Raw genomic sequence first — 19,108 nt, 5'->3', positions numbered from 1 at the left:
CTTAGCGCGTGCCGCCGGTTTGTTTGAGGAAGTTGGCGAACAGCTCGTGCCCCTGTTCGGTGAGGATAGACTCGGGGTGGAATTGCACACCCTCGATGTTCAGCGTCTTGTGACGCAGGCCCATGATCTCATCCACCGAGCCGTCTTCGAGCTGGGTCCAGGCAGTCAGCTCCAGGCAATCGGGCAGGGTTTCGCGCTTGACGATCAGCGAATGGTAGCGGGTGACCGTCAACGGGCGATTCAGACCTTCGAATACGCCCTTGTCCTCGTGAAATACCGGGCTGGTCTTTCCGTGCATGACCTGACGGGCACGGACCACATCGCCGCCAAACGCCTGGCCGATGGATTGGTGCCCGAGGCAAACGCCGAGAATCGGCAGCTTGCCGGCGAAGTGCTTGATCGCTTCTATGGAAATACCGGCTTCGGTCGGGGTGCAAGGACCGGGAGACACGACGATGCGCTCAGGCTTGAGGGCTTCGATTTCGGCAATGGTGAGTTCATCGTTGCGCACCACTTTGACCTCGGAGCCCAGCTCGCCGAGGTATTGCACAACGTTGTAAGTAAAAGAGTCGTAGTTATCGATCATCAGCAACATGGCGTTAAGAACCTCTTGAATTCACTGACTTTTAATACGGCCTTCGAATGATTTACCCGCAGTGCACTGCGCTTTGACAGGTGCTGGAGTGGCGCCAGCAAAGCGGCATTTCATACAGGTAAAGAAGGCAAAGCGGTACAGGTCCGGCCAGGCCGGCAGAAAAGATTCAGGCGCGCCAACGCCAACGGGCGTGTGCCTTGATGACTTGATCCAGGAGTTTGCTGACGATCAACACGGGGAAGGTCTCATTCATACGTCTCGGCACAGTAACTTAGCTGGGCAGAGCGTGCAATATGGCCGGAGCGACAGCTTGCGAAACAATTGAAGGGTTCGCGATGGATGGCAAAAGACCGAAAGATTTTGGTACTGTCGTTCTGCTAACTACAACAATAAATAAAATGGACTTTGCTCATGATCAAACAGACATTGTTTGTACCGTTTGCCGGATGCCTGCTCACCATGGCCTGCGCCCAGGCGATCGCCGCACCCAACCCTTATTCGAGTTTTATTGTTTTCGGCGACAGCCTCAGCGATGCCGGGACGTTTAGCGACGCGGGCGGCCCCGCCGGGGCGACCCAGCGTTATACCAACCGCACCGGCCCGATCTACCTGGACGGCAGCGGTGAAGTCCGTTCGCTCAACTCCACACAGATACTCGGCGGGAAACTGGGGTTCTCGCCGGACCAGACAGCCTCATCATCCTCGGCGGTGCGCGCCAACGAAGGCCTTCCCGATGGCAACAACTGGGCTGTAGGCGGTTATCGTACTGACCAGATCCTCGATTCGATCACCAATACCTCCGCCACAGGCGAACGCACCCGTGCAGGTTATCTGCCTTCGAACAATTTCCGCGCCGACCCGAATGCGCTGTATTACCTCTCGGGAGGCGGCAATGACTTCCTTCAGGGGCGCGTGACCAGCCTTCCCGAGGCCAGCGCCGCCGCCGATCGCCTGGCCAGTAGCGCGCAGACCCTGCAACAGGCCGGTGCCCGCTACATCATGGTCTGGCTGCTGCCGGACATCGGCTTTACCCCGGCTTTCAACGGCACACCATTGCAGACCTTCACGTCCCAGCTCAGCTCTCAGTTCAACAGCGAACTGGTCAGCCAACTGCAGAGCATTAACGCCAACATCATCCCGCTGAACATTCCGGTATTGCTCAAAGAAACGTTCGCCAACCCTGGCCAGTTCGGCCTCGCCACCGACCAGAACCTGAGCGCCACCTGTTTCAGCGGCAACAGCTGCACCGAGAACGCTCGATACGGCATCAACAGCGCCACCCCCGACCCGACCAAGCTTGTCTATAACGACTCGGTACACCCAACCGAAACCGGACAACGCCTGATTGCCGACTACGCATACTCGCTGCTGTCCGCACCATGGGAAGCAACCCTGCTGCCACAAATGGCCCAGGGCACTTTGCGCTCTCATCAGGATGAGCTGCGCAACCAGTGGTTGGCCGATTGGGAGAACTGGCAAGGCGTGGGCCAATGGCGGGCGATTGTCGCCGGTGGTGGCCAGCATCAGGACTTCGACAGCCAGCGCAGCGGCGCCAGTGCTGACGGCAATGGCGCCAACCTGAACATCGGTGGCAGCTATCGGCTCAACGACGCATGGCGCGTTGGCTTGGCGGCGGGCTTCTATAACCAGAAACTCGAAGCTGGCGATAACGATTCGGATTACAAACTCAACACCTACATGGGCACCGCTTTCGCCCAATACCAGCAGAATCGCTTTTGGGGTGACGCGGCACTGACGGCCGGGCATCTGGACTACGACAGTCTTAAACGCAAATTCCAATTGGGGGTCAATGAACGCGGGGAAAAAGGCGACACCGACGGTTACCTGGTCGCCATCAGCGGCCGCCTGGGTTATGACATCGCGCCAGAGGCGAGCAGCCCGTGGCACTTGTCGCCATTCGTGAGCGCTGATTTCGCCAAGGTAGAAGTCGACGGTTATTCGGAAAACAGCGCCGACTCCACCGCGCTGACATTTGACGACCAGTCACGCATTTCCCGGCGTCTTGGTCTCGGGATCCAGGGTAAATACCGGTTCACCTCGCAAACCCAAGTGTTTGGCGAACTGGCCCACGAGCGCGAGTACAACGACGACACCCAGAATGTGACCATGAACCTCAACAGCCTGCCGAACAACCGCTACACCCTGGCCGGCTACACCCCGCAGACCAACCTGAACCGCTTGAACCTGGGCGTGAGTCATAACCTCACCAAGGACCTGGCATTGCGGGCCAGTTATGACATTCGCAAGGATGATGACTTCACCCAGCAAGGCATTAATGTTGGGGTTGCACTGGACTTCTGATCCAGCAAAAGTCAGGCAAAAAAACGCGGCGCCCCACAGGCGCCGCTTTTTTTATGCTGATGAGATACCTGCGGGACCTCAGGCGTCCGGAGTCTGCTCGGCCAGGGCCACGGCGCGGAACATCGCGCGACGCTTGTTCAGGGTTTCTTCCCATTCCAGCGCCGGCACCGAGTCGGCGACGATGCCGCCACCGGCCTGTACGTGCAGTTCACCGTTCTTGATCACGGCGGTGCGAATCGCAATCGCGGTGTCCATGTTGCCATTCCAGGCGAAGTAACCGACCGCGCCGCCATAGACGCCCCGCTTGACCGGCTCCAGCTCGTCGATGATTTCCATCGCGCGAATCTTCGGTGCGCCAGACAAGGTGCCGGCCGGCAGGATCGCCCGCAGTGCGTCCATCGCTGTCAGCCCGGCCTTCAATTGGCCAGTAACGTTGGACACGATGTGCATCACGTTGGAATAACGCTCGATGACCATCTTCTCGGTGAGCTTCACCGAACCGATTTCCGAGACGCGGCCAGTGTCGTTGCGGCCCAGATCGATCAGCATCAAGTGTTCGGCGATTTCCTTGTCGTCCGACAGCAGGTCTTTTTCCAGCGCCAGGTCCGCCTCTTCGTTGGCCCCGCGTGGGCGAGTGCCAGCAATCGGGCGCACGGTGATCAGGTTGTCTTCGACCCGCACCAGCACTTCCGGGGAACTGCCGACGACGTGGAAGTCGCCGAAGTTGAAGAAGTACATGTAAGGCGTCGGGTTGAAGCAGCGCAGCGCCCGGTACAGGTCGATAGGCGCAGCCTTGAAGTCGATCGACATGCGCTGGGACGGTACGACCTGCATGCAGTCACCGGCCAGGATGTATTCCTTGATGGTGTCGACGGCTTTCTCGTAATCGTCCTGGGTGAAACTCGAACGGAACACCGGATCGGCCGATTGCTGCTTGCTGAAATCCAGGCCACGGCGTGGCGTGATCGGCTGACGGAGTTGTTCCAGCAGCGCTTGCAGGCGCGCCTGACCTTGTTCGAAAGCATCTTCCTGCGACGGATCGGCCAGGACAATCGCGTGCATCTTGCCGGCGAGGTTGTCGAACACCACCACTGCATCGGAGACCATCAGCAGAATGTCCGGCACGCCCAGTGGATCCGGATTCGGGCATTTGCCCAGACGCTTCTCCACATAACGCACACAGTCGTAACCGAAGTAACCCACCAGACCGCCGTTGAAACGCGGCAGACCGGCGATGGTCGGCACGTTATAGCGCGCCTTGAAGGCTTCGACGAAGGCCAATGGGTCTTCAACGTCGTGGCTTTCGATCTCGACGCCATCGTGGGTCACGCTGACGTGGTGGTCGTGAACCCGCAATACGGTGCGGCACGGCAGGCCGATGATCGAATAACGGCCCCACTTCTCGCCGCCCTGCACCGACTCCAGCAAATAGGAGTTCGGCTCGTCGGCCAGTTTCAGGTAGATCGACAGCGGCGTGTCGAAGTCGGCCAGGGTTTCGCAGGCAAGCGGGATGCGGTTGTAGCCGGCAGCGGCCAAACGCAGGAATTCTTCGCGGATCATGGGGTAGCCTCGTGGCTTGAGGGTCTAACGGTCAGGTATGCAAACGCGCCGGATAGCCGGCCAGGAACAAGTCAGGCGCGCCAACGCCAGCGGGCCAGGGCCTTGATGACTTTCATCCAGAGTTTGCGAGTGACCACCACGATGGCGTTTCCAGCAGGGGGTTGAACAGCGTCGGGCAACGTTATCTCAGCGGCCGGATCCAGGCAACCGGGAATTAGTTTGCGCAGATCATCGATCACCAGCGCCGGCGACTCTTCGGCAATCGGCCGGCCATGGTTATAGCCGTAACTGAGCCCCACGCATTTGACCCCCGCCGCTTTCGCCGCCAGCACATCGCTACGCGAGTCGCCGACGAACAATGATTGCGACGCCGGAATGTTGGCCATTTTCATCACAAAAAACAGCGCGGCCGGATCAGGTTTCTGTTGTGGCAGGGTGTCGCCACCGATGATCCATTTGAAGTAACGGCCGATCTTCATCTGATCCAGCAACGGCGCGACGAAGCGCTCCGGCTTGTTGGTGATCAGCGCCATCGCCACACCCTGCTTGTGCAGCCACTTCAGGGTGTCGCGCACGCCCGGATAGACCACGGTCAGCTCATGGCCCTCACCGTAGGCTTCCATGAAGATCTGCAGCGCGCCTTCGGCCTCACCGTCATCGACCGACGAATGATCGATATCGCCGGCCAATGCACGGCGCACCAGCACCGGCGCGCCGTTGCCGACCCACTCGCGCACCGGTTCGATGCCGACCGGGTCACGCCCGAGTTTGAGCAGCATGTTATCCACAGCCGCTGCGAGGTCAGGGACCGAATCGACCAGCGTGCCATCCAGATCGAACATCACCAGCCGCGGCAGACGCCCCGGGAAAAGCTGCTCAAAACCGCTCATGGGCGAGCCAGCGCCAGTTCGGAACGCATTTTTTCAATCACTTCCTGGTAGTTCGGCGCATTGAAGATCGCCGAGCCGGCCACGAAAGTGTCGGCGCCCGCAGCGGCGATTTCGCGAATGTTGTTCACGTTCACCCCGCCGTCGATTTCCAGGCGAATGTCACGCCCGGAAGCATCGATCAGCGCCCGAGCCTCACGCAGCTTGTCGAGGGTGGCTGGAATGAACTTCTGCCCGCCGAAGCCCGGGTTGACGCTCATCAGCAGGATCATGTCGACCTTGTCCATCACGTACTTGAGCACGTCCAGCGGGGTCGCCGGGTTAAACACCAGGCCCGCCTTGCAGCCGCCTTCGCGGATCAGTTGCAGGGAACGGTCGACGTGCAGCGTGGCTTCCGGGTGGAAGGTGATGTAGGTCGCACCGGCTTCGATGAAGTCACCGACGATACGGTCCACCGGGCTGACCATCAGGTGCGCGTCGATCGGCGCGGTCACACCGTACTTGCGCAGCGCAGAGCACACCATCGGGCCGATGGTCAGGTTCGGCACGTAGTGGTTGTCCATGACATCGAAGTGCACGAAGTCGGCGCCGGCGGCCAGGACGTTGTCCACTTCCTCGCCCAGGCGGGCGAAGTCGGCGGAGAGAATCGACGGAGCAATAACGAAGGGCTGCATGACGCACCTTTTCTGAGCAGAATCACGATGGCGCGCATTGTATACCTCATGCTTTGACGCGCGCACCGTGCTGCGATGATCAGTAGGCCGCTCGGTAGATCTTCTCGATATCGGCGGTGCTCAGCTTGCGCGGATTATTGCGCATCAGGCGCTCAATGCCGGCGGCTTCCACGGCCATGGCCGGAATCGAGTCCTCCGGCACTCCGAAACTGCGCAGGCCTCGCGGGATTTCCACGGCGGCGCACAGCTCGGTCATCGCCTCCACGGCTTTGTCCGCCGCTTCGCTGGCGCTCAGATGAGCGGTCTTCAGCCCCATGGCCTCGGCAATATCCTGCATGCGCTCCACACAAGCCATCTTGTTCCAGGTCATGACATACGGCAGCAGCAAGGCATTGCTGACACCATGGGCAATGTTGAAACGTCCACCCAACGGATACGCCAACGCATGCACGGCGCCCACCCCCGCATTGCCGAATGCCATGCCGGCCATCAGGCTGGCGGTGGCCATGTCTTCGCGGGCTTGCAGGTGAGAAGGATTGGCGTAGGCCTTGGGCAGCGCCTGGGTAATCAGCTTGATCGCACCAATGGCCAGGGCATCGGTGATGGGCGAGGCATTGAGCGACAGGTAGGATTCGATGGCGTGCGCCAGCGCGTCGACACCACTGGCGGCAGTGACACTGCGCGGGCAGGTCAGGGTCATTTGCGGGCTGACCAGCGCCACGTCCGGCAACAGGTAATCGCTGATGATGCCCATCTTCAGCTGCGCGACCTTGTCGGAGAGGATGGCCACGTTGGTCACTTCCGAACCGGTGCCGGCGGTGGTCGGAATGGCGATCAGCGGCGGGCCTTTACGCGGTACCTGATCGATGCCGAACAAATCCTCCAGCGCGCCGTGATAACCGGCATAGGCGGCAACACTCTTGGCGATGTCGATGGCACTGCCGCCACCGAGGCCGATCAGCCCGTCATGCCCACCCTCACGGTAAACCCGCATGCAATCTTCGACGATGGCGATTTCCGGATCCGGCAACACCCGGTCGAAAATCTCATAACTGCGCTCGCCCAGCTGCGCCAGCGCCAGCTCCACCGTGCCGGACTTGACCAGCGCGGCATCGGTGACGATCAGCGGGTTGTCGATGTCCAGACGTGTGAGCTCGGCCGCCAGTTGCTCGATGGCACCTGCGCCGGTAATCAGTTTGTGGGCAATTTTGAAAGAGGAAAGACTCATGTGCGCAGCCTCTTATAGATAGGGGAGCTGGGCACAATAGTAGCTGGGGATTGGGGTTTGTCTGCTATTAAGTTGGTGAATGATCGAGGTGCTTCTGTGATCGTTCCCACACTCGCGCGGGAACGATCACAGTTGGCGTCAGGCTTGGGCGGTGCGCAGTTTTTCGCTGCGCCCACGCAGCCATTCCAGGGTCAGCAACAGGATCACCGAGAATGCGATCAGCAGCGTTGCGGCAGCGGCGATCGTCGGGCTGAGGTTTTCGCGGATGCCGCTGAACATCTGCCGAGGCAAGGTCGCTTGTTCGGGACCGGCGAGGAACAGCGTCACCACCACTTCATCGAACGAGGTAGCGAAGGCGAACAGCGCACCGGAAATCACCCCCGGCGCAATCAACGGCAAGGTCACCCGGCGGAACGTCGTCAGCGGCGAAGCGCCCAGGCTGGCCGCAGCCCGCACCAGGTTCTGGTTGAACCCCTGCAAGGTCGCCGACACAGTGATGATCACGAACGGCACGCCCAGCACAGCGTGCACCACGATCAACGAGGTATAGCTATTGCCAAACCCCAATGGCGCGAAGGTCAGGTAACTGGCCACACCAATGATCACCACCGGCACCACCATCGGCGAAATCACCAGCGCCATCACCAGAGGCTTGCCCGGGAAGTCGCCCCGGGTCAGGCCGATCGCCGCCAGCGTACCGAAAATCATCGCCAGCACGGTCGCTGCCGGGGCCACGATCATGCTGTTCTTCAACGAACGCATCCATTCCGCTGAGGCAAAGAAGTCCTGGTACCAGTGCAGCGAGAAGCCTTGCAGCGGGTAGACCAGAAAACTCCCCGAGTTGAACGACAGCGGAATGATCACCAGCACCGGCAGGATCAGGAACAACAGAATCAAGCCGCAGAGAATCCGCAAGCTGTAGAACCACACCCGTTCGATGGGCGACATGTAAGGACTCAGCATTTCATTCTCCCCTTAGCTCAGGCGCAGGCGACTGGCGCCCACCAGCTTGCTGTAAATCAGATAAAGCACCACGGTCGCCAGCAGCAACAGCCCACCGAGCGCGGTCGCCATACCCCAGTTGATGCTGGTGTTGGTGTAGAAGGCGACGAAGTAACTGACCATCTGATCGTTCGGGCTGCCCAGCAATGCCGGGGTGATGTAGTAGCCGATGGCAAGGATGAACACCAACAGGCAGCCGGCGCCGACACCGGCATAGGTCTGCGGAAAGTACACCCGCCAGAAACTGGCGAACGGATGGCAGCCGAGGGAAATCGCCGCACGCATGTAAGTCGGCGAGATGCCTTTCATCACGCTGTAGATCGGCAGAATCATGAACGGCAGCAGGATATGCACCATCGAGATGTAGACCCCGGTGCGGTTGAACACCAGTTCCAGCGGCTTATCGATGACGCCCATGGCCATCAGGCCGCTGTTGATCAAGCCGCCCGATTGCAGCAACACGATCCATGCCGCGACCCGCACCAGAATCGAGGTCCAGAACGGCAACAGCACCAGAATCATCAGCAAGTTGCTTTGGCGCGAGGGCAGGTTCGCCAGCAGGTAGGCCAGCGGATAGGCCAGCACCAGGCAGATCATGGTAATGATCAGGCCCATCCAGAAAGTCCGGGCAAAGATGTCGAGGTAGATCGCCTGATCGGGAGTAGCCCGGGCCAGTTCACCGAGGTCGTCGATACGGTGATCGACGGCGGCCAGCAGATAATAAGGCGTGACACTACTGGTGTTGCGACGCACCACCTGCCAATAGGCCGGATCGCCCCAGCGTTCGTCGAGTCCTTCCAGCGCTTCTTTATAAGAAGCAGGTTCCGTTGCGAACGGCAAGGCGCGTGCAGTTTTGGTCAGCAGGCTGCGGTAGCCGGCCAACTCCATGTTCAAGCGCTTGGACAAATCACCCAAGGTCTGATTCTTGCGGGCTTCGGCAAGGTCTTCGCTGGCGGCCTTGTACACAGGCTCTGCCGGAAGGCCTCGGCCATCCCAACTGGCGATGGCTGCCACGGTGCGTGGCATGACGCCGACCACTTCCGGGTTACCGACGCTTTTGTAGAGCAGCGCCACGATCGGCACCAGGAACACCAGCAACAGAAACAGCACCAACGGCGCGATCAAGGCTTGTGCTTTCCAGCGGTTGATTCGCTCGGCGTGCTTTAGCCGCTGCTTCAAGGTGGGGTCGGTGCCCGCGTTCACGGGAACGGCGATAGCCATGGCGTACTCCGGAAATCTTTGATCGTTACAGAGGGTGGCACTCCATAACTGGGAGGCCACCTCTGTTCTTGTTAGCTACACATCGGCCCCTGTAGGAGCGAGGCTCGCCCGCGAAGACGGTGTGTCAGTCAACATTAATGTTGAATGTGCCGACGCCTTCGCGGGCAAGCCTCGCTCCTACAGGAGTGGATAAGCCCACGGGGTGGCCTTATTTTGCAGCCCAGGAATTGAAGCGCTGCTCCAGTTGCTCGCCGTTGTCAGCCCAGAAGCTGACGTCGATCTGCACCTGATTGGCGATGTTTTCCGGGGTGGTCGGCATGTCTTTCAGGACATCCTTGGACAGCAATGGCACTGCCTGGGTGTTGGCCGGGCCGTAGGCGATGTTTTCCGAGTAGGTCTTCTGCTGTTGCGGCTGTACCGAGAAGGCGATGAATTTCTTCGCAGCTTCGGCACGGGTCTTGTCCAGACCTTTTGGAATCGCCCACGCGTCGAAGTCGTAGATGCCGCCGTTCCACACCACTTTCAGGTTGCTTTCTTTTTGTACCGCGGCGATCCGGCCGTTGTAGGCCGAGCTCATGACCACGTCACCGGAGGCGAGGTATTGCGGCGGTTGTGCGCCGGCTTCCCACCACTGGATGCTTGGCTTGAGTTCATCGAGTTTCTTGAACGCGCGGTCCTGGCCATCTTTGCCGGCCAGCACTTTGTAGACGTCTTTCGGCGCAACGCCGTCAGCCATCAGTGCGAATTCCAGGGTGTACTTGGCGCCTTTGCGCAGGCCGCGCTTGCCCGGGAATTTCTTGGTGTCCCAGAAATCAGCCCAACTGGTCGGAGCGGTTTTCAGCTTGTCGGCGTTGTAGGCCAGCACGGTCGACCACACGAAGAAGCCCACGCCGCAAGGCTGGATAGCGCCTTTGACGTAGTCTTCAGACTTGCCGAACAGCTTCGGATCAAGCTGCTCGAACATGTCTTCGTCGCAACCACGGGACAGTTCCGGCGATTCAACTTCCACCAGGTCCCAGGACACGCTCTTGGTGTCGACCATGGCTTTGACCTTGGCCATTTCGCCGTTGTATTCGCCAGCGACGATTTTGCCGTGGCCCGCCGCTTCCCATGGTGCGTAGAAGGCTTTGACCTGCGCCGCCTTGTTCGCCCCGCCAAAGGACACCACGGTCAGGTCCGGGCCAGCCGCCATCGCGTGCGCCGCGCCGATCATGCCGACGACCAGGGCGGTGAATTTCAGGGATCTCAACATTTATTGTTCTCTCCACGTGCAGGGTTGGTGTTGGTGAAGCAGGGGGCGATCAATGCGCCTCTAGAAGTGGGTCGAGCGCGCGAACGTGTTCGACCTGCCAGCCAAGCGGTACCACGTCGCCGACAGCCAGCGCAGGATCGAGCTCGGCAATCGGTTGTTTCACGAAGAAGTCGGTCTTGCCGCAGACTTCCAGGCGAACCCGGACGTGGTCGCCCAGATAGATGAATTCCGCCACCCTTCCCGAGAAGCGGTTGACACAGGACTCGCTCGAGCCATTGAGGCTCACGCGCTCCGGACGAATCGACAGCGTGACGGGTTCGCCGGTCTTGCCGACGTTGACCGCCAGTGCTTCAACCTTTTCACCACGACCGAGCTCGACCACGCAGCGATCACCGGTGTGGCTGTGCAAGCGGCCGTTGAGGCGGTTGTTCTCGCCGATGAAGTTGGCGACGAAAGTATTTTTCGGCTCTTCGTAGAGCGTGCGCGGTGGCGCGATCTGCTGGATCTCGCCCTGGTGGAATACGGCGACGCGGTCGGACATGGTCAGGGCTTCGCCCTGGTCGTGGGTCACGTAGACTACGGTCACGCCGAGGCGCTGGTGCAGGTGTTTGATTTCCATCTGCATGTGTTCACGCAGTTGTTTGTCCAGTGCGCCGAGGGGTTCGTCCATCAGCACCAGTTGCGGTTCGAACACCAGGGCACGGGCCAGGGCCACACGCTGCTGCTGACCGCCGGACAGTTGCGCCGGATAGCGCTGGGCGAAAGTATCGAGCTGAACCATGCTCAGCACACGCTTGACCCGGTCACTGACGTCGCTCTTGTTCAAGCCGCGCACGGTCAGCGGGAACGCCAGGTTCTCGGACACGGTCATGTGCGGAAACAACGCGTAGTTCTGGAACACCATGCCGATGTCGCGCTTGTGCGGTGGCACGTTGTTGATGGAACGCCCGGCCAGTTGAATCTCCCCGGCGGTCGGCGTTTCGAAGCCGGCGAGCATCATCAGACTGGTGGTTTTGCCGGAACCGGACGGCCCGAGCAAGGTCAGGAATTCGCCTTTGCGAATCTCCAGGTTGAGGTCTTTGACGATCAGGTTCTCGCCGTCGTAGCTCTTTTGCACTCCACGAAAGCTGACCAGAATATCGTTGGCCCCTGCGCTTGAATCAACCTGGCTCATACCCACACCTTTGTTATTGATGACTGCTGTGGACTAAGCCTAGTGGACGCTGGGAGCCGCGCAAATCGGGGTGCAGGAGAGAATCGCCTCAGCCGGATGGAAGGTTGGGGGTAGGGATTGCCCTACAAGGATGGCGGGGATGGATATGCCGATTCTTGATGGCGACAGACGGTGAGCTGCAAGCCACAGGAACCGGTAAAAGCGGCTTTGCATGCATGTCGTAAATGGACATGCCTCTTCTTTCTGTAGGAGCGAGGCTTGCCCGCGAAGGCGATCTCACTGGCGCCAAAAGCTTCGCGGGCAAGCCTCGCTCCTACAAAATCCACAGTGAACCCTGGATCACAGGAGTTTGTGTTCCATCGCGTACTTCACCAGTTCGGCCAGGGAGGTGATGTTGAGTTTCTGCATCAGCCGCGCCTTGTGGGTACTGATGGTTTTGCTGCTCAAGGCCAGTTGCTGGGCGATGTCGTTGACGTTCGCGCCCTGGGCCAGGCGTTCGAATACCGAGAATTCACGCTCCGACAGCAACGAGTGCAACGGCCGCGCATCGGTCAGGCCAACCTCGAAAACCATGCGGTCGGCCAGGTCCGGATCGATGTAGCGCCCGCCCGCCGCGACCTTGCGAATCGCCGTCAGCAACAATGCCGGATCGCTGTCCTTGGTCGCGTAACCCGCAGCGCCGACCTTCAACGCCCGAGCGGCCATCTGAGCTTCGTCGTGCATCGACAGCACCAGAATCGCCGGCGGATTGTTCAAGGCGCGAATCCGCGGAATCGCTTCCAGGCCGTTGACCCCGGGCATGGAGATGTCCAGCAACACCACTTCGCAGGGAATATGGCGCAAGGTCTCGAGCAACTGCTCACCATTGCTCGCCTCCCCGACCACCAGCAAGTCCTTGGCCAGGCCGATCAATTGCTTGATGCCTTCGCGAACGATGGTGTGGTCTTCGGCTACCAGTACACGGATCACGTTCTTCTCCATTCTTCTTATGTCAGAACCAAGATCTATCGCGGGCTTGCCTGCAAAGGCGCCAGCTCAAACAACACAAAACCATCAGGCTTCATCCAGCGGCACTCGCACCGTCAGGGTCGTGCCCTCCCCCGGCTCACTCTCAAGCGACAATTGCCCGCCCATGATCAACACCCGCTCACGCATGCCGACCACGCCAAAGGATGTCGGCCTGCCAGGCGCGGCGACAAATCCTACGCCATCATCGCTGACAGTCAGACAAAGTTCATCGCCCTCAAGGGCCAGCGTCAGTTCAACAGTATGCGCCTGGGCATGGCGCATGACATTGGTCAGCGCTTCCTGAAGGATCCGGAACAGCCCGATGGCCTTGGCATCGCTGAGCACCGGCAAGTTATCCGGCACTTGTACCAGGCACGGAATCTGCGTGCGCGCCTCGAATCGTCGGGCTTGCCATTCGATGGCCGAAGCAATCCCGGCATCGAGAATCGGTGGCCGCAGCGCCGTGGCCACATCACGCACCAGTTGAAACAGCTGCGCGATCAAACGCTTCATGCTGTTCAAGCGCTCGTGCAGGCCAGGGTCGAGCTGCGCATAAGCCAGTTCGCACATGGACGTTTCCAGCTTCAACACAGTCAACATCTGCCCCAACTCGTCGTGAACTTCCCGGGCAATCCGCGCCTTTTCCTCTTCCCGCACGCTCTCCAGGTGCGCGGACAACTCACGCAACTGCTCACGGGAGCTGGCCAATTCCAGCTCGATGCGCTTGCTCTCGGTGATGTCCCAGACGATCCCGTCCCAGACATAAGTACCGTCTTCGAGGCGGCGGGTAATGGCCTTGATCTCGGCCCAGCGCTGTTCGCCCTGACGAGTCAGAATCCGTCCCTGCCACGACCAGTCGCTGTCGGTGTCCAGTGCATGGTCCTGAGTCTGGTGATAACTGGCCTTGTCATCCGGATGCACCAGGCTGCGCAGGCCCTTGTCCCGATGAGCCAGGGTGGCCGGCGAGTACCCCACCAGGTTCTCGCTGCCCTCACTGATGTAGGCAAAATCGATCTGCCCAGTTACTGGTGCGCGCTCCAGACGAAAGACCAGCCCGGGGACGTTGGCGGCGATGCCTTGCAGCCGCGCTTCGCTTTCCTGCAAGGCGGCCAGGGCGCGACGACGCTCGGTGACATCATTGAGGTAAACCACCAGGTATTCGCCCTCGCGAAAACGCAAGAAGCTCAACGAGACATCCGCCGGCAGAATACTGCCATCGGCCCGCACACAATTGGTTTCGAAACTTAGCGGCCCTTCCTCACTGGCCCGGGCGCGCTTCCACAGGCTCAGCCAGCGGTCCATGTGCAAACCGGGCTCGAAATCGATCAATGGTCGATCAATGATCCCGCCCGCCGGATAGCCGAGCATGCTTTCGGCGGCGCGGTTGGCGTAGCGCACATGGCTGTCCCAGTTGACCCAAAGGATGCCGACGGTGCTTTGATCGATGGAAAACTGCGTGAGGCGCAAGGCCTCTTCGCTGGCCTCGCGCAGGGCAATGTCTTCGTGTGCCGCCAGCAAACGTTGCTCCAGACTGTGTTGCTGACGACGCTGCCAGAACACAATGGCCATGCTGCTCAGCAGCAACACCAGCAACAGCAGACAGAGGTTTTTCCAGAAACCCGGTGAATCGGACAGCCGCGGATACTTGGGTTGCAGCCATTGATTGTGCAATTGCTCCAAGTCTTTGGCCGGGATCGCCCGCAGCGCGTTTTCGACGATCCCGGCCAACTCCGGCCAGTCCCGACGCGTGGCCACTCGCAACAGTTGCGGGAAACCGATATCACCCACCACGGCCAGCCCCGAGAATTCAGGCTCGACCGACAGGCGCCCGAATTGCGCCTCATCAACCACGGCGTAACCGGCTTGCTGACTCAACAACAGTTGCAACGCCTGGCGTTCCAGAGGCACGCCTTGCAGGTTCAAATGCGGATAGGTGCTACGCAAAAAGTCGGCGGTGACGCTGGGCATGCGCACGGCGACGCGGGTCTGGCTGTCGAGTTTTTCCAGCTCCACCACACCGGTGCTCTTCTGGTCGCTGACCACCAGTTGCGGCACCCGCATATATGGGTCGGAAAATAGCCAGAGCCGTAAACCCGCCGGGGTTTGCGTCAGCCCCGGCGCGATATCGATATCGCCTTCGCGCGCGGCGGCTTCCAGTTGCGCAAGATCAGGATAATTACGCCAGCTCAGCTCGACCTTGAGCGACTTGGCCAGCCACTTCACCAACTCGATGTTCACCCCGGACAGGCGCTGCAAGCGGCGATCGTATTGGGCATAGGGCGCTTGCAACACCACCCCTACCCGCAACTCTTCATGCTGCGCCAGCCATTGCTGTTGCGCCGAAGACAATGACACGACATGCGCCGGTGGCGCGGGAGCCGCCCAGCCCATCAAGGGAAACCACAACCAGCCGATAACCCACAGGCAGCGAAAATGCATCATCGAAGTCTCACACACTGACAAATACTGACCAACCCATTAGGCTGCCGGAATAACTTCTGGCCTGGAATATCCGATGCCCCCTGTCTACCGCCTGGCACTGCCAGCATTGTGCCTGTCGCTGATCCTGCCGTGCGCCTTTTCCGTCGAGGCGGCCGACCCGGCACCTGCCACTGCGGAAAAACCCACCGAAGAAAAACCGGTCGAACGCCAGCCACTGCTTGAGCGTAGTCAGGAAGAAGCCACGGCACTTGAGCGACAAATCCCTGCGCAGGAACAGCAACAACTGCAAGCCGGCGCCGACAGCTTTCTCGCCCTGTGGAAACCGGCCAATACCGCCGACCCCAAAGGCGCGGTGATTATCATCCCGGGTGCCGGTGAAACCGTTGACTGGCCGCAAGCAATCAGCCCATTACGCCGCCAATTGCCGGACGCCGAATGGAGCAGCCTGAGTATCACCTTGCCGGACCTGCAAAGCGAAGCCATTGCAGCCCGTGTCGTCGAAGTGGTGCCAGCGCCCAAAGCGCCTGATACCGGCAGCAAAGACTCGACCACCGCGGCGCCCATCGAACAGGCGGCCGGCGGCGAAGCGGAGGTGGCCGACAAGGCCATCGCCGAAACCACCGAGGAGCACGCCAAAGCCGACGCTGAGCGAATTTTCGCCCGCATCGACGCGGCCATCGCTTACGCCGAACAGCAAAGCGCTCGCAGGGTAGTCGTGCTGGGGCATGGCACCGGCGCTTACTGGGCTGCGCGTTATCTGAGTGAGAAGCAGCCATCACAAGTCGAAAAGTTCGTGATGGTCGCCGCCCAGACGCCTGTTACAGCGAAGCCCGGGCTGGCCGAGTTGACGCCGACGATCAAGCTACCTGTTGCCGACATTTTCTACATCGACAAGCCGCTGGACCGCAACGCAGCGCTGGCACGCTTGCAGGCCAATAAACGCTTGAAGACATCGGCGTTCAGCCAGGTTTCGCTCAAGGCGTTGCCGGGGAATGCCAAGGCTGAGCAAGAGCAGTTGGTGCGCCGGGTTCGGGGTTGGTTGAATCCGCAGCCTGCGGCGGACTGATGGATCGCGTCGCCCCATTCGCGGGCAAGCCTCGCTCCTACAGATTACGTGTCGCGCCCGGCGATCATAAAACCTGTAGGAGCGAGGCTTGCCCGCGAATGGGGCGACACAACTCTGCCCTGCTATCGAAAATCCCGCCGCTCACGAATCAACGTGTAGGCATGGTGCAGTTCACGAGTCTTGTCCGTTGCCTCACGAACCTGCAACGCCGTCGCACCGCTGCCGGCAATCTTGTCCGGATGATGGCGACTGAGCAGGCGCCGATAGGCGCGTTTGATCTGTGCCGGCTCGCTGGTCGCCGACACGCCCAATAGCCGCAAGGCATCCTGATACGTAATCGCGCTTGTGGCCAATGGGCGCTTCGGCTCATAGTCACTCGCCAGTGCCTGCACCTGTTGTGGCGTCCAGCCCAACCATTTGCCCCACTGGGCAATCAGCTCGCGCTCACTGCTACCGGCGCGGCCATCGGCCCAGACCATCCGCCAACAGGCACGCAACACGCCTTCCGCCGCATAGGGTTGAGCACTCAAGCGTCGCAGATAACCGCGCAACCGATCATGCCCCGACTTGCCTCGGTTGAATGCTGCTATCGCCCGACGTTGTGCGGACTCGGTCATTTCCAGCGCGCGCATTTCCTGGCGTGCCTGCTGGATATGGCCATCCACTACCCGCCCATCACTCTTGGCCAATCGGCCCAGCAGCACGAACAGCAGTTCATCGTTGCGCAGCACCGAGCGGCCACCGAATTTTTCCCATAAATGCGCCCAGCTCTGCAGGTGCAAGCGCCGATCCAGCGCCTGCCCCAATAAAGCGCCGAGCATGGCCCCCGGAATGCTGGCTATGGCAAAGCCCGCTCCGGCTCCAATCAGAGTCCCTGGCCACAACATGTCAGCGTCTCGCTTCTATCAAGGTTTCTACTTCTGCCAGGCGCTCGTGGGTGCCGACATCCACCCAATGCCCATTCAGGCGCTCGCCCGTCACTTGTCCATCGGCCATGGCTTTGCGCAACAATGGCGCAAGCTTGAAGGCCCCGGCCGAGCAACCGTCAAACAGCTGCGGGTGCAGCACGGCGATGCCACTGTAGGTCAGGGTTGAGGTATCCGGCTGACCATCCTGCACATGGCCATCGACCAGGGTGAAATCCCCGTTCGGGTGATGCGCCGGGTTGTCCGCCAGGATCAAATGGGCGAGCCCGACGATGGGCTGGTGCAACACGCTGAAGTCGTAGTCGGTCCAGATGTCGCCATTGACCACCACAAAAGCCTCATCACCCAACAACGGCAACGCGCGGAAAATACCACCACCGGTTTCCAGCGGTTCACCTTCCGGCGAATACTGAATGCTCACGCCATATTTCGAGCCATCGCCCAGATAATCTTCGATCTGCTGACCGAGCCAGGCATGGTTGATCACGATCTCGGTAAACCCTGCCGCCGCCAGCGCGTGCAGGTGATACTCGATCAAGGGTGCTCCGCCGGCGCGAACCAGCGGTTTTGGCGTGGTCAGGGTCAGCGGACGCATGCGCTCGCCTTTACCCGCCGCCAGAATCATTGCCTTCATGCCTTCACTCCAGCACGCAGACTGGCCAGCAACACATCCAGCTCCGCCAGTTCAGGGCGACGGGCGATGACTGCATCTATATAAGCAAAGAAACGCGGCACATCGCCCAGGTAGCGTGGCTTGCCGTCGCGATGGCAGATGCGGGCGAAGATGCCGATCACTTTCAAGTGACGCTGCACCCCCATCAGGTCGCTGGCGCGCAGAAAATCTTCAAAGTCAGGCTGAACCGGGATGTCGAGCGCAGCGGCTTGCTGCCAGTAATCTTGCAGCCAGCCGCGCACGCGCTCTTCAGGCCAACTGAGGAAGGCGTCCTTGAACAGGCAGGTGACGTCATAGGTCACCGGCCCGTAGACCGCGTCCTGGAAATCCAGCACGCCGGGATTCGGCTCACTGATCATCAGGTTGCGCGGCATGTAGTCGCGATGCACCAAGACGTTGGGCTGAGCCAGAGCACTGTCGATCAGCAGGTCACTGACCTGCTGCCAGAGCACTTGCTGCGCCGCATCGAACTCGATGCCCAGTTCGCGCTTCACGTACCACTCCGGGAACAGTTCGAGCTCGCGACGCAGCAACGCGACGTCATAACTCGGTAGCGGCGCCACCATCGGCAACTGCTGGAAAGCCAACAACGCTTGCAGGGCATCCTTGAACAAATCATCGGCGTTTTCGCTGTTGATCACGTCCAGGTACGTCTTGTTGCCCAGGTCATTGAGCAAAAGAAAACCGCGTTCAAGGTCTTCAGCATAAATTTTCGGCACGTTTATGCCGGATTTCGCCAGCAGAAAAGCGATATCCACGAAGGGTTTGCAGTTTTCCTGGGGCGGTGGCGCATCCATCACGACGAAACTTCTGCCTGCGCCTTCCCAGCGGAAATAGCGCCGAAAACTCGCGTCGCTACTGGCCGCGGTCAACGTGGCCGGGGGTACGGCGCCCCAGCCTTGTTCTGCAAAGAGGATAGCCAACTGTTCATCGAGCCAAACTTTCAGGTGTTGCAAGCGTACATCTTGGTCAGGCATTACAAGGGTCTCCGACGGCGCTAGCCGTCAAGCGGGTCATGCTTTATTATCCGACATCTTTTTCAGACCATCGAGAGGCGTGCGGCCCACACCGCGGGCAG

At 60.2% G+C, this 19,108-nt stretch carries 16 protein-coding genes; 2 read left to right on the top strand and 14 right to left on the bottom strand.

What is annotated here, in order from left to right; genetic code table 11:
* Position 1 precedes the first annotated feature (1 nt).
* Positions 2-595 (bottom strand): aminodeoxychorismate/anthranilate synthase component II, encoded by a 594-nt coding sequence (locus tag AC30D7_RS19050; protein ID WP_019650349.1) that lies wholly within the window; start codon positions 593-595, stop codon positions 2-4.
* 411 nt (positions 596-1,006) lie between these two features.
* On the opposite strand from AC30D7_RS19050, the gene estP reads away from it, so the two are divergent.
* Complete coding sequence (estP, locus tag AC30D7_RS19045; protein ID WP_490135099.1) at positions 1,007-2,917, top strand: esterase EstP; 1,911 nt, start codon at positions 1,007-1,009, stop codon at positions 2,915-2,917.
* Positions 2,918-2,995: 78 nt separating this feature from the next.
* On the opposite strand, the gene trpE is transcribed toward estP, so the two are convergent.
* The 10 genes from trpE to AC30D7_RS18995 form a co-directional block, all read right to left on the bottom strand.
* Positions 2,996-4,477 (bottom strand): anthranilate synthase component I, encoded by a 1,482-nt coding sequence (gene trpE, locus AC30D7_RS19040; protein WP_413696749.1) that lies wholly within the window; start codon positions 4,475-4,477, stop codon positions 2,996-2,998.
* A gap of 71 nt (positions 4,478-4,548) precedes the next feature.
* Positions 4,549-5,367 carry a phosphoglycolate phosphatase gene (locus AC30D7_RS19035; RefSeq protein ID WP_490135098.1) on the bottom strand — a complete coding sequence of 273 codons (819 nt, stop codon included), beginning with the start codon at positions 5,365-5,367 and terminating at the stop codon, positions 4,549-4,551.
* Positions 5,364-6,038 carry a ribulose-phosphate 3-epimerase gene (gene rpe, locus AC30D7_RS19030; protein ID WP_007941649.1) on the bottom strand — a complete coding sequence of 225 codons (675 nt, stop codon included), beginning with the start codon at positions 6,036-6,038 and terminating at the stop codon, positions 5,364-5,366. Before rpe ends, AC30D7_RS19035 begins: the two co-directional genes overlap by 4 nt.
* A 79-nt stretch (positions 6,039-6,117) precedes the next feature.
* Positions 6,118-7,266 carry an iron-containing alcohol dehydrogenase gene (locus AC30D7_RS19025; RefSeq protein WP_490135097.1) on the bottom strand — a complete coding sequence of 383 codons (1,149 nt, stop codon included), beginning with the start codon at positions 7,264-7,266 and terminating at the stop codon, positions 6,118-6,120.
* Positions 7,267-7,404: 138 nt separating this feature from the next.
* The gene (locus AC30D7_RS19020; protein ID WP_253418073.1) at positions 7,405-8,229 is read right to left on the bottom strand and encodes an ABC transporter permease; all 825 of its coding nucleotides are present in this window, start codon (positions 8,227-8,229) and stop codon (positions 7,405-7,407) included.
* 12 nt (positions 8,230-8,241) lie between these two features.
* Positions 8,242-9,489 (bottom strand): ABC transporter permease, encoded by a 1,248-nt coding sequence (locus AC30D7_RS19015; RefSeq protein WP_490135096.1) that lies wholly within the window; start codon positions 9,487-9,489, stop codon positions 8,242-8,244.
* A gap of 208 nt (positions 9,490-9,697) precedes the next feature.
* On the bottom strand, positions 9,698-10,741 hold the full coding sequence (locus tag AC30D7_RS19010) for an ABC transporter substrate-binding protein (RefSeq protein ID WP_018928862.1): 1,044 nt from the start codon (positions 10,739-10,741) through the stop codon (positions 9,698-9,700).
* 49 nt (positions 10,742-10,790) lie between these two features.
* Positions 10,791-11,915, bottom strand: a complete 1,125-nt coding sequence (locus tag AC30D7_RS19005; protein WP_086944459.1) for an ABC transporter ATP-binding protein — start codon at positions 11,913-11,915, stop codon at positions 10,791-10,793.
* A gap of 339 nt (positions 11,916-12,254) precedes the next feature.
* Entirely contained in the window at positions 12,255-12,896 is a 642-nt protein-coding gene (locus AC30D7_RS19000) for a response regulator (protein ID WP_490135095.1), read from the bottom strand.
* 72 nt (positions 12,897-12,968) lie between these two features.
* Positions 12,969-15,365 carry a PAS domain-containing sensor histidine kinase gene (locus tag AC30D7_RS18995; protein ID WP_490135094.1) on the bottom strand — a complete coding sequence of 799 codons (2,397 nt, stop codon included), beginning with the start codon at positions 15,363-15,365 and terminating at the stop codon, positions 12,969-12,971.
* A gap of 73 nt (positions 15,366-15,438) precedes the next feature.
* On the opposite strand from AC30D7_RS18995, the gene AC30D7_RS18990 reads away from it, so the two are divergent.
* Positions 15,439-16,431: an alpha/beta hydrolase family protein gene (locus AC30D7_RS18990; protein ID WP_490135093.1), complete on the top strand. Its 993-nt coding sequence runs from the start codon at positions 15,439-15,441 to the stop codon at positions 16,429-16,431.
* A 122-nt stretch (positions 16,432-16,553) separates the two neighbouring features.
* Here the strand turns inward: AC30D7_RS18990 and AC30D7_RS18985 are convergent, their stop codons facing one another.
* From AC30D7_RS18985 to AC30D7_RS18975, 3 genes are read right to left on the bottom strand one after another with little or no spacing between them, the layout of a single operon-like run.
* Positions 16,554-17,318: a TerB family tellurite resistance protein gene (locus AC30D7_RS18985; protein WP_490135092.1), complete on the bottom strand. Its 765-nt coding sequence runs from the start codon at positions 17,316-17,318 to the stop codon at positions 16,554-16,556.
* Position 17,319: 1 nt separating this feature from the next.
* Positions 17,320-17,991: an N-acetylmuramate alpha-1-phosphate uridylyltransferase MurU gene (gene murU, locus AC30D7_RS18980; protein ID WP_490135091.1), complete on the bottom strand. Its 672-nt coding sequence runs from the start codon at positions 17,989-17,991 to the stop codon at positions 17,320-17,322.
* Positions 17,988-19,007, bottom strand: a complete 1,020-nt coding sequence (locus AC30D7_RS18975) for an aminoglycoside phosphotransferase family protein (RefSeq protein WP_490135090.1) — start codon at positions 19,005-19,007, stop codon at positions 17,988-17,990. Before AC30D7_RS18975 ends, murU begins: the two co-directional genes overlap by 4 nt.
* Between the last annotated feature and the right edge of the window lie 101 nt (positions 19,008-19,108).

This window comes from Pseudomonas sp. DF5, from assembly GCF_058148225.1.
The sequence above is the reverse complement of the archived record's forward strand: the minus strand, read 5'-3'. Positions and strand labels throughout refer to the sequence as shown.

Excerpts from the sequence above, each read along its gene's own strand:
- AC30D7_RS19005 (WP_086944459.1), bottom strand. The coding sequence starts at position 11,915 with ATGAGCCAGGTTGATTCAAGCGCAGGGGCCAACGATATTCTGGTCAGC.
- murU (WP_490135091.1), bottom strand. The coding sequence starts at position 17,991 with ATGAAGGCAATGATTCTGGCGGCGGGTAAAGGCGAGCGCATGCGTCCG.
- estP (WP_490135099.1), top strand. The coding sequence starts at position 1,007 with ATGATCAAACAGACATTGTTTGTACCGTTTGCCGGATGCCTGCTCACC.
- AC30D7_RS19015 (WP_490135096.1), bottom strand. The coding sequence starts at position 9,489 with ATGGCTATCGCCGTTCCCGTGAACGCGGGCACCGACCCCACCTTGAAG.
- AC30D7_RS19020 (WP_253418073.1), bottom strand. The coding sequence starts at position 8,229 with ATGCTGAGTCCTTACATGTCGCCCATCGAACGGGTGTGGTTCTACAGC.
- AC30D7_RS19000 (WP_490135095.1), bottom strand. The coding sequence starts at position 12,896 with ATGGAGAAGAACGTGATCCGTGTACTGGTAGCCGAAGACCACACCATC.
- trpE (WP_413696749.1), bottom strand. The coding sequence starts at position 4,477 with ATGATCCGCGAAGAATTCCTGCGTTTGGCCGCTGCCGGCTACAACCGC.
- rpe (WP_007941649.1), bottom strand. The coding sequence starts at position 6,038 with ATGCAGCCCTTCGTTATTGCTCCGTCGATTCTCTCCGCCGACTTCGCC.
- AC30D7_RS19035 (WP_490135098.1), bottom strand. The coding sequence starts at position 5,367 with ATGAGCGGTTTTGAGCAGCTTTTCCCGGGGCGTCTGCCGCGGCTGGTG.
- AC30D7_RS19025 (WP_490135097.1), bottom strand. The coding sequence starts at position 7,266 with ATGAGTCTTTCCTCTTTCAAAATTGCCCACAAACTGATTACCGGCGCA.
- AC30D7_RS19010 (WP_018928862.1), bottom strand. The coding sequence starts at position 10,741 with ATGTTGAGATCCCTGAAATTCACCGCCCTGGTCGTCGGCATGATCGGC.
- AC30D7_RS19050 (WP_019650349.1), bottom strand. The coding sequence starts at position 595 with ATGTTGCTGATGATCGATAACTACGACTCTTTTACTTACAACGTTGTG.
- AC30D7_RS18995 (WP_490135094.1), bottom strand. The coding sequence starts at position 15,365 with ATGATGCATTTTCGCTGCCTGTGGGTTATCGGCTGGTTGTGGTTTCCC.
- AC30D7_RS18985 (WP_490135092.1), bottom strand. The coding sequence starts at position 17,318 with ATGTTGTGGCCAGGGACTCTGATTGGAGCCGGAGCGGGCTTTGCCATA.
- AC30D7_RS18990 (WP_490135093.1), top strand. The coding sequence starts at position 15,439 with ATGCCCCCTGTCTACCGCCTGGCACTGCCAGCATTGTGCCTGTCGCTG.
- AC30D7_RS18975 (WP_490135090.1), bottom strand. The coding sequence starts at position 19,007 with ATGCCTGACCAAGATGTACGCTTGCAACACCTGAAAGTTTGGCTCGAT.